The sequence below is a fragment of the Sphingobium sp. GW821-FHT02B05 genome (assembly GCF_059421905.1).
The window spans coordinates 403,252-417,249 of the sequence record NZ_JBWKVW010000002.1; the positions used below are offsets into that span (position 1 = coordinate 403,252).

13 protein-coding genes are annotated in these 13,998 nt (G+C 62.9%); 2 read left to right on the top strand and 11 right to left on the bottom strand.

Features of this window, described 5'->3' with window-relative positions:
• Positions 1 to 26 precede the first annotated feature (26 nt).
• The 6 genes from AC07UX_RS11535 to alr all read right to left on the bottom strand — a co-directional run bounded on the left by AC07UX_RS11535 (position 27) and on the right by alr (position 6,834).
• The gene (locus AC07UX_RS11535; protein ID WP_495192142.1) at positions 27 to 1,991 is read right to left on the bottom strand and encodes a TonB-dependent receptor domain-containing protein; all 1,965 of its coding nucleotides are present in this window, start codon (positions 1,989 to 1,991) and stop codon (positions 27 to 29) included.
• Between the two features lie 215 nt (positions 1,992 to 2,206).
• On the bottom strand, positions 2,207 to 3,076 hold the full coding sequence (locus AC07UX_RS11540) for a LysR family transcriptional regulator (RefSeq protein WP_495192143.1): 870 nt from the start codon (positions 3,074 to 3,076) through the stop codon (positions 2,207 to 2,209).
• A gap of 92 nt (positions 3,077 to 3,168) precedes the next feature.
• On the bottom strand, positions 3,169 to 4,038 hold the full coding sequence (locus AC07UX_RS11545) for a Rossmann-like and DUF2520 domain-containing protein (RefSeq protein WP_495192144.1): 870 nt from the start codon (positions 4,036 to 4,038) through the stop codon (positions 3,169 to 3,171).
• 45 nt (positions 4,039 to 4,083) lie between these two features.
• Positions 4,084 to 4,428 (bottom strand): RidA family protein, encoded by a 345-nt coding sequence (locus tag AC07UX_RS11550; RefSeq protein ID WP_495192145.1) that lies wholly within the window; start codon positions 4,426 to 4,428, stop codon positions 4,084 to 4,086.
• Between the two features lie 19 nt (positions 4,429 to 4,447).
• Positions 4,448 to 5,704, bottom strand: coding sequence for a D-amino acid dehydrogenase (locus tag AC07UX_RS11555; RefSeq protein ID WP_495192146.1), 1,257 nt, complete (start codon positions 5,702 to 5,704; stop codon positions 4,448 to 4,450).
• Positions 5,701 to 6,834, bottom strand: coding sequence for an alanine racemase (gene alr / locus AC07UX_RS11560; RefSeq protein WP_495192147.1), 1,134 nt, complete (start codon positions 6,832 to 6,834; stop codon positions 5,701 to 5,703). The genes AC07UX_RS11555 and alr overlap by 4 nt, the downstream gene beginning before the upstream one ends.
• Before the next feature lie 115 nt (positions 6,835 to 6,949).
• On the opposite strand from alr, the gene AC07UX_RS11565 reads away from it, so the two are divergent.
• On the top strand, positions 6,950 to 7,414 hold the full coding sequence (locus tag AC07UX_RS11565) for an Lrp/AsnC family transcriptional regulator (protein WP_495192148.1): 465 nt from the start codon (positions 6,950 to 6,952) through the stop codon (positions 7,412 to 7,414).
• Between the two features lie 128 nt (positions 7,415 to 7,542).
• On the top strand, positions 7,543 to 7,809 hold the full coding sequence (locus AC07UX_RS11570) for a hypothetical protein (protein WP_495192149.1): 267 nt from the start codon (positions 7,543 to 7,545) through the stop codon (positions 7,807 to 7,809).
• A 239-nt stretch (positions 7,810 to 8,048) separates the two neighbouring features.
• Here the strand turns inward: AC07UX_RS11570 and AC07UX_RS11575 are convergent, their stop codons facing one another.
• The 5 genes from AC07UX_RS11575 to AC07UX_RS11595 all read right to left on the bottom strand — a co-directional run bounded on the left by AC07UX_RS11575 (position 8,049) and on the right by AC07UX_RS11595 (position 13,996).
• On the bottom strand, positions 8,049 to 8,639 hold the full coding sequence (locus AC07UX_RS11575) for a TetR/AcrR family transcriptional regulator (RefSeq protein WP_495192150.1): 591 nt from the start codon (positions 8,637 to 8,639) through the stop codon (positions 8,049 to 8,051).
• Between the two features lie 55 nt (positions 8,640 to 8,694).
• Positions 8,695 to 9,918 carry an FAD-dependent oxidoreductase gene (locus AC07UX_RS11580; RefSeq protein ID WP_495192151.1) on the bottom strand — a complete coding sequence of 408 codons (1,224 nt, stop codon included), beginning with the start codon at positions 9,916 to 9,918 and terminating at the stop codon, positions 8,695 to 8,697.
• A 138-nt stretch (positions 9,919 to 10,056) separates the two neighbouring features.
• Positions 10,057 to 10,299: a hypothetical protein gene (locus tag AC07UX_RS11585; protein ID WP_495192152.1), complete on the bottom strand. Its 243-nt coding sequence runs from the start codon at positions 10,297 to 10,299 to the stop codon at positions 10,057 to 10,059.
• Positions 10,300 to 10,488: 189 nt separating this feature from the next.
• Positions 10,489 to 12,222, bottom strand: coding sequence for an acyl-CoA dehydrogenase family protein (locus tag AC07UX_RS11590; protein WP_495192153.1), 1,734 nt, complete (start codon positions 12,220 to 12,222; stop codon positions 10,489 to 10,491).
• Between the two features lie 127 nt (positions 12,223 to 12,349).
• The gene (locus AC07UX_RS11595) at positions 12,350 to 13,996 is read right to left on the bottom strand and encodes an alkaline phosphatase D family protein (protein ID WP_495192154.1); all 1,647 of its coding nucleotides are present in this window, start codon (positions 13,994 to 13,996) and stop codon (positions 12,350 to 12,352) included.
• Positions 13,997 to 13,998 lie beyond the last annotated feature (2 nt).

Below are 13,998 nucleotides of genomic sequence, written 5' to 3' on the forward strand. Positions count from 1 at the left end.
CAACGAACGCGCAGCACCTTCATAAATCAGAAGCGGACGCCTACGCCCATCCAGATGCGGGCCGGGTCGATCACATAGCCCGACGCATCATAGTCCAGCCGCTTGTCGAACAGGTTCTGCACGCCGCCATGGACGGTGAAGGCCGGCGTGATCTTGTAGGATGCGCCGATATCCACCACTGTATAGCTGGCGGCGAAGATGTTGCTGCCGCTAATCTGTGCTTCGGTCACGGCTTCCTTGCCGCGATAGACGGCGCGGGCATAGGCCGACAGGCGCTGGTCGGGCTTCCAGTTCAGCGAAGCGCTGGCCTGCTGCTTGGGCGTATCGTTGAGCGCCGCGCCCGCCGCCGCGCCACTTAGTTGTTCGGAATCGGTAAGCGTGCCGGTCGCGTTGACCCGCAGCGTACCGGTCAGCGGGAAATCGACCGCGATTTCGATGCCGCGCACCTTGGCCTTGTCCACATTGACATAGGTCGTGGGCGGGCGGCCGATCGAACTGAGCGGTTCATCGACGCACCAGGCATCCGCCGCCAGACAGGTAACGCGGGTGATCTTGTCATTGAAGCGCGTATCATAGGCAGTCAGGCTGGCGTTGAAGCGGCCGCGCGAAAAGAGCAGCGCCGCCTCGATCGTGCGGCTGGTTTCCGCTTCCAGATCGGGATTGCCATAGATGGTGCCACCCCGGCTGGACTGGCCCCAGTCAGGGATGGTCTGGCGCAGGCTGGGCGCGCGGAACCCCTGCGAATAGCCGCCCTTGAGCGTCAGCGCCGGGTTTATGTTCCACACAGCATAGACGCGCGGGGTCCAGTGGACGCCATATTGTTCGTCATTGTCCATGCGGATGCCACCGGTCAGCGCCAGGCCATCGAGCAGCTTGAGTTCATTCTCGGCGAACAAGGCCCAGCTGGTCCGGGTGGTGCCAGTCGTGGTGGAACCGGAAAGCAGGTTGCCGGTCAGGTCGGTCAGATCCTCATAGCGGTAGAAGCCACCCAGCGTCAGCGTGTTGGACGGCAGCGGAATTACCCAGAGGCTCTGAGCGACGGTGTTCTTCACTTCCTTTTGCGCGGTGACGTTTTCGGCATCCTCATATTGAATATAGGATTCCGAGGTCGCGAAACCCCATTTGCCGCTATGGCTGATGGAGCCGACCTTGCGTCGCTGATCCTGAATATTAACCGTGCCTGCGGGCGCGGTGGCGGATGCCTCGATCGTCTCGCCCGAAATCTGCGTGACCTTTTGGCGATAATAGCCCGCTTCCAGCAGGATTTCGTGATTGTCATTCAGCGCGAAGCCCAGTTTGCCGGCCAGGCTTTCGTCATGGCGTTCGGGTGTGCCGCCGATCACCTTGTCGCCCTCGCGCCGGTTGATCGCACCCTGCAACTGGATGCCGACCCCCTTCGTCACCGGGCCGGACAGATAGAAATTGCCGTCGGCGAAATTGCCATAGTCGGATCCCAGCTGCATCGTGCCGTTGATCCGCGCGCTGCCGCGCCAGTCGCCGCCGATGCGACGGGTAATGATGTTGACGACGCCGCCCATCGCATCCGATCCGTAAAGGGACGACATCGGCCCGCGCACAATCTCGATCCGCTCGATCGCTTCGAGCGGGGGCAGCTGGCCCCCTTCGCTGATATTGCCGCCGTTGGTGCGGGATTCGCGCGAGGACAGCCGCTTACCATCGACCAGGATCAGCGTATATTGCGGTGCCATGCCGCGAATGGAGATATCACGGCTATTGCCCTCGCCCGGCGTGACGGTGACGCCGGGCACTTCCATCAGCGCATCGGTGACTTCGCGATAGGGCATGCGATCCAGCGTCTCGCGATTGATGACGGTGATGGAGGCCGGCGCATCGCGCACCTCCTGCTCGCGACCCGCAGCGGTCACAACGATCTGGTCGCTGTCGGCGGTGACATCGGCGGCAAGGGCGGTAGCAGGAAAAAGAATGGCGGCAAGGGCGCTGCTGGCGCGCAAAAGGGTCTGGGCCTTCATGGAAAGTCCTTGGGTTGAACGACTGGACGGGCGTGCGAACACGCCCTTGGATCAGGCTGCGACAGGAAGCGCAGGCCGGCGATGATGGTTTTTTGGAAGTCCCCCGGCGCCTTGACGGCACTCTCAAATGCGATTGCTTCGCAGCTGCATTTGTCGCATCACTCCCATCATTCCAAATATCAATTTTGAATAGCGGACTTGCCGGATATGATCGTTCAGACGGCTTCGGCCAGCTGATCGATCAGCCATAATGTGGCAGGATCACGCGCCCTGCGCTCATGCCACAATATCCAATAGTCGAAGCCCTGGATCTCGGCAGGTGATGGCAGGCAGGCAAATCCATGCGACGAGGCGAAACGGTGTGCCGCACGGGTCGGCATGGTCAATATGGCGTCGGTGGCGCCGATCAGATCCGGCGCGGCGTAAAAATAGGGGAGCCGCGCCACCAATTGCCGCTCCGCTGCCCGATCGCCCAGGCAGGAATGGACATGGTCGATATCGGGATCGCCCACCTTGACCGCAACATGCGGCCAGGCCAGATAGTCGTCGAGCAAAACCGGCCGGTCCGGTCCGCGCGCGGTGATCGGATGACCGCGCCGCACGATCAGCGATTGCGTTTCGCGGAACAAGTGGCGCGCATGAGTGAGCGACAGGTCAGGCTCAAAGCCATAGATGATGAGGTCCAATTCGCCGGACGCCATCTTCTTGAACATATCCCCGGAAAAAGCGGATATGTCGATCCCGCAACCAGGCGCCGCCCTTCCCATCGCCTTCAACGCAGGCGATACGACCGACAAGACGCCATAATCGGTCGCGGCCACACGAAAATCACGCTTTAGCAGCGCGGGATCGAAACTGGCTGGCTCCAGCAAGGCACTGCTCATCGCCAGCCAGGCTTCCAGTGGCTGGGCCAGTTCCTCACCGCGCTGGGTCAATGTCATCCCCCCACCCGATCGCACCAGCAGCGGATCAGACAATATCAGACGCAACTGGCCAAGCGCGCGACTGACCGTCGGCTGGCTCAGCCCCAGACGCTGGGCCGAACGGCTGACGCTGCGGGTTTGCAGCAGCATGCTGAGCGTCATGAGCAGATTGAGATCGATAGGCTTGATCGGCCGGCTCCAGATTGCGATTTCGTCGCATTAGCCAGTGCGCAGGACCGCTTCAAGCAGCCCGATCAGTCCAACATGGTTCGCAACGATGGAGACACAGATCGGCCATCTTTTCCCAGCGCATCGAGCGTTGCGACGGCCATGGCGCGATAGGCTGGCAACAGGGGCGGCTGGTCGGCAGACAGCGCCGCAAGATGCCGATGGATCGTCTCCGCATCGCCCCGCAACAGGGGGCCGGACAGTGCCGCCATGCCGCGATCCAGGCTGTTGTCCAACGCTGCGCGGGCCAATGGCCCCAGCAGCGCGGCGGGATCGGCAATGCCCGCCGCCGCCAGCGCATCGCGCGATCCGGCGATCAATGTGACCAGATGATTGGCCGCATGACATAGCGCGGCATGATAGAGAGCGCGCTGCCCCTCCTCCACCTGCTCCGCCACGCCGCCCAGCAAGGCGACCAGCTGCCGCGCGGCCAGGATGGCCGGGCCGGAAGCTGTGATGACGAAAGTCGCACCGACCATGCGCGCGCGCTCCTGCACGGGATCGCCAGTGAAGGTCATGGCCGGATGCACCGCCGCCGTCAGAGCGCCGCGCTGCTGCAACGGCGCAAGCAATGCCGCGCCGCTCCGACCGCTCAGATGCAGGATGAAGGGCGCGGCACCATTGGGCAGGCAGTCGGCAAGATCGGTAACGATGTTGGCGATGGCATCATCCGACACCGCGATCAGGATCAGGTCGCACTGCTGCGCGACCGCCACCAGACCGGATGCAGCGCCGCTGCCAGGAACAGCCGCGACCAACACGGCAAGGCGAGCGGGATCGCGGCCCCAGATCAGCGGCGGTTCCGCCGAATGGGCGCGCAAAGCCAGCGCCATCGCGCGCGCGACGCGGCCGGTGCCGATGATGCCGATCCGGCGATAGCGTGTTAAGCTGTCCATGGCGGCGGCTGAACCTCTATCCTTCGCCTCTTTCACCGGAAAGGATCAGGCGACCGCCGCGATGATGATGATCTCCACCTTGTAATCGGGCGTCGCCAATCTGGCTTCGCCGGTCGCGCGGGTGGGCGCGGGCACATCGGCGATCCAGGCATCCCAGACCGCATTCATTTCCTCGAAATCCGCCATGTCGGCCATCCAGATGGTGGCGCGCAGGATATGCGCCTTGTCGCTGCCGGCCAGGCCCAGCAGCCGCTCGATCTCCTCCAGCGCGCTTTTGGTCTGCGCGGTGACGCTGTCGCCTTCGCCGACCTGCCCGGCCAGATAGACGGTGTCGCCGTGAATGACGATTTCGCTCATGCGCGGGCCGGTTTCGATGCGGGTGATGGTCATGGCGTTTCCTCTTTGAAGATCAATTGCTGTAGCGCGACAGGGCCAGATCGGCCGTCTCGATAGCGGGCTTGGTGCCGCTGATGATATCCGCGATGACATGCCCCGACCCGCAGGCCATGGTCCAGCCCAGCGTACCATGGCCGGTGTTCAGGAACAGATTGTCGATCTTCGTCGCGCCGATTACCGGAGTCGAATCCGGCGTCATGGGCCGCAGGCCGCTCCAGAAAGTCGCGCGGCTCAAATCACCGGCACCGGGGAAGAGCGTGCCGACGCTATGGTCCAGCGTATTGTGCCGCGCCTGTGGGAGATCGTTGGTATAGCCCGACAATTCGGCCATGCCCCCCACCCGGATGCGATCGCCCAGCCGGGTGATCGCCACCTTGTAGCTTTCATCGAGCAGGGTCGACACCGGCGCACCTTCCGCTTTCACGATCGGCACGGTGATGGAATAGCCCTTCACCGGATAGACCGGCAGGCGCAGGCCGAGCGGCGCGACGACCAGCGGCGAATAGCTGCCCATGGCGACCAGATAGGCACCGCCCGTCACGGGTCCCTCCGCCGTATCGACATGGGCGATGCGACCGCCCTCCGTCGCGAGGCCCCGGATGGTACGGCCCATCAGGAACTGCACGCCGCGCGCTTTTGCCATATCCGCCAGCGCGTTGGTGAATTTGAAGCAATCGCCCGTCTCGTCATTGGGCAGGCGCAGGCCGCCCACGATCGATGCTTCGCTGGCGGCCAGCCCCGGCTCGGCGGCCAGGCAACCGGCCCGGTCCAGCACTTCGAACGGCACATTGTCGGCGCGCAACACCTCGATATCCTTGGCGATGCCGTCCATCTGCTTCTGTTCGCGGAACAGTTGCAACGTGCCCTGACTGCGCTCGTCATAGCCTATGCCCGTCGCCGCCCGCAGCGCTATCAGTCGGTCGCGGCTATGTTCGGCCAGCCGCACCATTCGCCCCTTGTTGATGCGATAGTCGGTCGCGTTGCAATTGCCCAGCATCGCCACCAGCCAGCGCAGCATCGCCATATCGACCTTGGGCCGCAAGATCAGCGGCGCATGCTGCATGAACAGCCAGCGCAGCGCCTTGGCCGGGATGCCCGGCGCGGCCCAGGGGGAGGCATAGCCCGGCGAAATCTCACCCGCATTGGCAAAGCTGGTTTCCTGCGCCACGCCGCTCTGGCGATCGACCACGACCACCTCATGCCCGGCCTCGGCCAGATACCAGGCCGACGTGACGCCGATCACGCCGCCGCCCAGGATGACGATCTTCATGCCTGCTCACTCCTCATATCGCTAACGGCCGGCGCGGGCAGATAGGTCCGGTCGTATCGGCTGCCGAGGCGGGTCAATATTTCATAGCTGATCGTGTCGGCCTGCGCGGCGACATCGTCGATCCTCTGGTGCGGGCCGAGCAGTTCGACCGGCGCGCCGGGATAGAGAAGATCAGCGGGCAAATCGGTGACGTCCAGCGCCATGCTGTCCATCGACACCCGGCCTAGCACCGGGACATGGATGCCACCGATATAGGCGCTGCCGCGACCACTGACATGGCGTGGCCAACCATCGGCATAGCCCACTGAAATCGTGGCAATCTGCGTCGGCCGATCGCAGCGATGGGTCAGGCCATAGCCCACGCCGGCACCCGCCGGGACCTGTCGCAACTGCATGATATAGGCGTCGAGCGCGACGACCGCCTGCATCGGATTGGGCATGCCATGCGGCGCGCCGCCATATAGCGCGATGCCGGCGCGTACGATGTCGCCATGCTGCACGTCGGGCGCCATCGCGCCACCGGAATTGTCGATGGAGCGCGGCACGCCGGGGAATTGCGCCGCGATCCGATCGAACCGGCTGCGCTGGTCAGCATTGACCGGGTTGGACGGCTCATCGGCGCAGGCCAGGTGAGTCATAACCAATTGGATATCGATCTCTTTCAGGCGGTCCGGCTGATCCTGCAAGACCGCCAGTTCCGCCGGCGTGAGGCCCAGCCTCGACATGCCGCTATCGACCTGCACCACGCCGGGCAGGCTGGCGCCCAAAGCGCGCGCCGTCGCGGCCCAGGCATCCACTTGCACCAGTGCGTTAAGTATCGGCACCGCGCCGATCGCGGCACATTCCGCCTCGGCGCCGGGGCGCAAGCCGTTCAGGACATAGAGGGTGGCATCGGTTGGCAAATGGGGCTTGAGCGCCCTGGCCTCGCACAGATGGGCGACGAAGAAATGGCGGCACCCCGCCGTCAGCAGCGCCTGCGACACGGCGATGGCGCCAAGGCCATAGGCGTCCGCCTTGACCACGCCCGCTACCGCAGCCGGCGCAACCTGCGCCGCGATCGTCCGGTAATTGGCCACGATCGCACCCAGATCGATGCACAAGTCGGCCGCCGTCCCATAATCCATCGCCATCCCCTTCCGATACCGGCCAAGCTATCCAACGTTTCTGCGAATAGGCTATCGAAGTGCGCGACTTTCTTCGAATATATCGTCATATAGGACAGGATATTGCAAGAGATACGCATAAATGGCCAATAGCCTCGACAATGCCGACCGCGCGATCCTGCGCCTGCTCAAGCTCAACGCTCGCCGTTCCAATGCGGAAATCGCAGCGGAGGTCGGCCTGTCCGCTTCCGCCTGCCACCGGCGCATCCGACAGTTGGAGGCCGAAGGCTATATACGCGGATACACGCTCGTTACCGGCGGGCGGGACGACGGCGCGATCGTCAATGTGCTGGTGCAGGTCACGCTGGACCGCCAGACCGAGGATTTTCTATCCCGCTTCGAACATGCGGTGCGACAATGTCCGGAGGTGCGGGAGTGTTTCCTGATGACGGGATCTGTCGATTACTGGCTGCGGGTAGAGGTGGACAGCGTCGACGCCTATGAACGCATCCACGGCGAAATATTGTCACGCCTGCCAGGCGTGACCCGGATCAACAGCAATATCGCCATGCGCGACGGCCTGCGCCCCCGGCGCGGCAAGGGGTAGGCGGGAAGCCCAGTTGCTAGACGGGGGCTTGCCCGGACATTGGGCTGACCCGCAAGGATGCAGATCGGCTGGGCAGATCGACCGGTGACAAGTCAGTCGCCAACGGCACCGACGACATCCCCACTTTCATGATGAAGGTCATGGTTTCGGGCGCACGTATGTCGGCCAGCGGATCGGCCTTTACCGCCACAATGTCCGCCGCCTTGGCGGGAATGATGGAACCGACCTCCTTGTCCAGCCCCATTTGCTACGGCAAAATTTTCCTATCAGGACATTTTCCGACGCCCGGATGGATTGCGGTCATGCAGAGCGCGATCAGCGAAACGACCGCTGATTGGGTGATTGGACGCATCCGGACGCATTGCATGGGCTCGCAGGGCAATGCTCTCATATAAATGGTGTTTCCGAACAGGACATGGGCGAGGCCGGCTTTATCGTCACGCGCCCAGTTCATCTCAGGGCATAGTCGAGGATCAAGGCCGAACGCGACAACGTTGGACAGGTGATTCACATTTTCAACAGAGATATTTTCTTCATGGATATTTTTTGTCTTACATGAAGAAATATAGCGAATAAGGATACAGCTGGTCGATCAAGTAAAACCCGACATCCACTGCACTAGCCCGGGCAGACTTCAGCCGCCATGGTGCCGAAAGATAGCGACGATCTGGGCGGCGATGTCCGCCGGTGAGAGCCGCCCGGGACCATACCAGTCGGCTACATTGTTCAGCTGCGACAACAGCAGGTTGCGGTAAATTGAGCGATCAAAGTCTGGTGGCAAGGGCAGCCCGTCCACCAGCGACCGAAACAGGCTTTCGAACCGATCCCGGCGCGCGACAAGCTGCTCGCGCACTGGGCCGGGCACTTCCCGGAAGTCATTCATCATCGGCATGGTCAGCGAATCCGGCGCGAGTTGAATGTCCAGCAAGGTCGCGCACGCGGCCAGCAATCGCTCCCAAGGATCATGCTGCGCACTTACCGCCGCGTTGATCCTTTCAGCCGCCACGTCGAGCGCAGCATCATGGAGTTCGACGAAGAGCGCGTCCTTGGACTTGATATGGTGATAGAGCGATCCGCCCAGGACGCCGGCCTGTTCGCCGATGTCGCGCATGGAAGTGCCACGATAGCCCTTTCTGGCGAAGATCTGGGCCGCGATCTCCAATATTTGACGGCGGCGCACCGACCCCTCTTCGTGCGATCCATTGGCAAGGCTGCGCTTCTTCATCCCTGTCGCGCTAGCATATCTCCCCATGGCCGCGAAGCCCCGCCATTGCGGCGCGTCAGGCGGCCGTCCTTCCAGGCGTGGCTATACGATACATCAATTCCGCAATAACCCGCACGGCCGCTTCCGCCTCCGCGCGGTCGGGCTGTTCATTGGGGTCGTTATAACCGGCAAAGTCGTTGGCGCCGCTCGACTGGACGATGATGCCGTCACGGCGCGACAGCAGGCCGACGTCGCGGTAGCTGATCCCGAATTGCAGTTCAGGCTGTGGGATCAGCCAGGCCAGCTGGCCCCGGACCGGCAGGATGGATTCATCCTGCCACAGGGCGCGTGCGCCGTAGCCTGTGGCGTTGATGAGGGTCTTTTGCGTCAGCCGGGTCAGATCATGGGGCGTATGAAATTCGGCCTGTTCGAAGCGTCCGCCTGCTGCCAGAAATTCGCTGGTCAGTCGGTCCGACAGGCTGGCGATGTTGAATTGCAAGGATTGCGATCGGCGCACGAAGGGCGTGGGAAATGGGTGGGTGCCGGCCGGCAGATCGACCGGCGCCGGCGTCAGATCCGCTGCGCGATCATGATAATCGACGAAGCCGGGACTGCCACCGCGATCCCGCAGGTCATGGGCCTGCCTGAACGGAATGTCGGATAAAGCATAGCGGTCCGTCCATTCGACCGGTGTGCCGGCAAGGCCCAGATAGGATTGGAAATGGGTGAAGGACATGCGGCACATCGCATCCCATCGCGCGGGAAAATCGCTGGATATCCCCTTTTCCAACGCAACACGCGATGCCGGCGACCATGTGCCGGTGGCACGTGATGAACGAACATAGGGCGCACGTTCCCGTGCATGGATAGTGACGCGCGCGCCGGCGCGTTGCGCCAGAAGTGCCGAGGTCATGCCCAGCGCGCCTGCGCCAATCACGCCAATGTCGCGATCGCCACCAGACAGCGCCTTTTCGACCGCGATGCTGCTCGATCCCCAGGACAGGGACCAGCCGCTGCCGCCATGACCATAATTATGGACGACCAGATGATCCCCCACCCGTTCCGTATCGAGACGCGGGCCAGCTGCGCGAAAGGGGCGCAGACAGGTGGTGATCCGAAAAATACGGTCTGTCTGCGCCCGGACGAGCGGAAAGGGATCGAGCGGGTCATAGCGTCGGCGGCCCGCGATCATTCCATTGGCGATCGACATAGTGGGGGAAGCGCAGCCCGCCACCAGACCCGCGCCGCCCAACGCCGCGAGCGATGCGAGCAAAGTCCGGCGATTAATGTCATGCAGCATCGGATATGTTTCCCCCATTGGGTGACCGGACATTCAGGCGCGCGCGGGCATGTTCATAGCTGCCATTGATACCGAAGGCCCCGTGAGACGAGGTTTTCGGCACGGCCGGGCTGCCGCTGGCAATCTGCGCCGCGTAGGTCACCGGATCGATCTTGTCCGGATAGATGTCGCACAGATTTTTTGCACCGAGCGCGATGGTAAAGGCAGGTGTGCATCATAGCCTGTCTCCAGATCGGTAATCCCCTTGCTACCGATGATGTTACGACGATAATTGCCGTTCGATCCACCATCGATCAGCACGCAAGACTTGCCATAAAATGTCTCCCGCAGATTGAAGGGGCATTTGGCGACCTTCCACAGGACGCCGAAAATGACCTTCAAATGAGGCTGGGTGGTTTCAAGGAACGAGAGCGCATTGAGGATAGACCTGACCGGACGCCGCGATCGAAATGGTCAAACCTCATAGGCACTGGGCGACCGACAAGCGCCGAAGCCTCTCGCGCATTACCGGGTGAATCCCGCCATTTTGTGACTATCAGGATGAAGGCATGACAGATTCAAAGTGCGCGATCAGAAAGCGTCACCGTCCAGGGCCATGATCGCACTTTCGCCCGCCGCAATGCTCGCGGCCAAGCCGTGAACCTGGGGCAACATGCGTTGAGCGAAGAAGGCTGCCATGGCGCGCTTGGCTTCATGCAGCGGACTGTCGCCTTGCGCCGCACCCGCCATCTTGCTCCACATCCACCCCATGGACACCAGCGCAAAGAGGCGAAGATAATCGACGGCCGCAGCGCCCGTCGCGTCAACGCCGGCGCCGCGCAACGACAGCGTCGTCGATCGCAGCAGGGCAAGGGCTGCCAGGCTATCGTCCGCGATGACCGTGCCTTTGCCGGCTTCCAATTCTTCCTGGATCAGGTCGAAAAAGCCATCGACGACCGTGCCACCGCCCAGCGGAAGCTTGCGCCCGACCAGGTCCATGGCCTGCACGCCATTGGTGCCTTCGTAAATCTGCGCAATCCGGGCGTCGCGTACATATTGTTCCATGCCCCATTCGCGAATATAGCCGTGGCCACCAAATATCTGCTGCGCCTGCACCGCGCTTTCGAAACCGAAATCGGTGAAGGACGCTTTCACTACCGGGGTCAGCAATGCGACCAAAGCGTCCGCTTCGGCGCGCTCGGCCGGATCGGGATGATGGTGCGCGCGATCGAGTTGAAGCGCCGTCCAGCCGCCCAAAGCGCGACCAGCCTCCACAAAGGCACGGATGTTGAGCAGCATGCGGCGAACATCGGCATGTTCGATGATTGCGACCGGGCCGCGCGCACCATCGGCGCTCCGCCCCTGCAACCGTTCCTTGGCGTAGCCGGTCGCCTGAATATAGGCTGCCCCGGCAACACCCAGTCCCTGAATGCCGACCATCAGCCGTTCGGCGTTCATCATCGTGAACATGGCGGCCAGGCCCCTGTTCGGTTCTCCCACCAGCCAGCCGGTCGCTTCGTCGTAATTCATGACGCACGTCGGCTGGGCGTGGATGCCCATCTTCTTTTCGAGCGCCCCGACCGACATCCCATTGCGGACGGTGAAGGCTCCGTTTTCGTCCTGCAGGAATTTGGGCACCAGAAACAGGCTGATCCCCTTCACACCCGCAGGCGCATCCGGCAGGCGGGCGAGCACGAGATGCACGATATTGCCGCCGAAATCATGATCGCCCGACGAGATGAAGATTTTTTGGCCCGTGATGGCATGGCGCCCGTCACCAAGCGGTACCGCCTTGGTCTTAAGCAAGGCAAGGTCGGTCCCGGCCCCGCTTTCAGTGAGGGCCATGGCACCGGTCCATTCACCGCTGATCATGGGCGGCAGATAGGTGGTTTTCAGCGCATCGTCGGCATGGGCCATGATCGCTTCGCATGCACCGCGCGTCAGGCCGGGGAAAAGGCCGAAGGACAGGTTCGACGCCGCCATCATTTCATCGAACCAAAGCTGAAGGATGAACGGCAGGCCCTGGCCGCCATAGGCCGGATCGGCGGAGACGGATGCCCAACCTGCCTGCGCGAAGTCGCGCCAGGCCTCGGCAAAGCCATGCGGGGTCCGTACCGCGCCATCCACCAACTGACTGCCCTGTTCGTCGCCTTCGCGATTGATGGGATGCAGCCGGTCGGCGCACATGCGCCCGGCTTCTTCCAGCACCGCCGATGCCAGTTCCGCATCGACCTCTTTCCCGATCTCCGCCATCGCCATGTCGAAGCCCAGCACCTCGTTCAGCAGGAAGCGATAATCGTCGATGGGCGGAATATAGCTGTACATTGGGCCTCTCCCATTTTGGCAGAGCCGATTTATACCAAACATCTGTTACAGTCAAATATAGGCACTCTGCCAGACAAGCGCGATCGGGGCACTTCGCCATCTCGAGATGGCGAAGTGCCCCATCTGCTCAGGCGTCCTGCAACAGCTTCGCGCCGCGCTGCACCGTCATGCGGTGGGAGCCGGCCAACGCCGTGGTGCGGGTGCGGATATCCTGCATGAAGTGCCAGGAGCCCGCGACCTGTTGCGGCGTGACGTCCAGCGAGACATAGCCGCGCTGGCTGGCGTCGCAGAAAGCCATGCCGGGATTGACCGCACGCAGGGCGCGAGCGACGTCGGCCGGCGGCACGCCCTTGGCATAGGTCTCGAAGCCCGGCGAAGTGACGCTGTGCCCGGCGAATTCCACGCCGACCCGGTCCTTGCGCCCGCCCTGCCCCGGTCCGCGCTCGCCCAGATTATAGCCCCAGGCATTGTGGCTGTCGCCCGACAGGACGACCAAGTCCGCGTCCGCCGCCAGCGCCGCATCATAGAGACGGTTGCGCGCGGCTGGATAGCCGTCCCAGCTGTCCATATTGTAGGGCAGGCCCGCCTGAGAGGCGGCGACCGCACCGGCGAGCGTCTTGCGCACGATATCCGGCGCATTGGCGGGCACCCATTCGGCCGCATTGGTCGGGAAGCGCCCATAGCCCATGATGACCTGCTGCGCGAGGATCTGCCAGGTGGTGCCGGCCTTTTTCGACGCGGCAAAGCCGTCATAGAGCCATTTTTCCTGATCCGCGCCCATGAGGGTACGGTCCGACGCGCTCCAGGCGCCGTCGCGAAAATCGGCCAGCGCCTTGGCCAGATCGCCACGCCCGGCGACCGCTTCGCCGACGCTCAACTGCTTGTTGCGCGCGGTGATGCGGGTTTCGGGTCGGAAGATGGTCGCCAGCGTGCCGATCTGGAAACTGTCATAGTTCGCATCGGATACGGGCATCCATTCGCGATAGACTTTCTGCGCTGCCGCCTTGCGTACCGACCATTGGCCTTCCTTGTCCGGCTGATGATTTTCGGCGCCATCCTTATAGGCGTCATTGGCCAGTTCATGATCGTCCCATTGGGCGATCATCGGGAAGGCGGCATGCAGCGCCTGAAGATCGGGATCGAGCCGGTAGGAGGCATAACGCAGGCGATAATCGGCCAGCGTCACCATCTCGTTCGCCGGTTCGACGATACGGCCGGGCACCGCTTCTTCCAGGCTGGGATAATGGCCGCGATCATATTCGTAGAGATAGTCGCCGCAATGAATCACCAGGTCGATATCGCTGCGCGCGGCGGCATGGCCATAGGCGTTGAAGAAGCCGAACGGCATGTTGGAGCAGGAGAAAAGGCCGATGCCGAAGCGTGACACGTCACCCTGCGGCAGGGTGCGGGTGCGTCCAAGGCGGCTGATGCGGCCATCTGGCGCGATGAAACGGTAGAAATACCATGCGTCCGGCTGAAGGCCGGTGACGGTAATCTTGGCCGTGTGATCGGCATCCGCATGGGCCGTGACCTCCCCGCCGGAAACGACCTTCGTAAAGGCGGCGTCAGTGGCGACTTCGGCGCGCAGCTTGGTGTCGCCGGACCCGACATAGCGGGTCCAGAGCAGCACGGAGGTGGCGCCGGGTTCACCGCTGGCGACGCCATGGGTGAAGCCGCGCCCCGACAGGATGGCGGCGGCACCGGGAATGGACATGGCGCCCAGGCCCAGCATGCTGGCCTTGATGAGCAGGCGGCGGTCTATGGTGAAGCTCATGG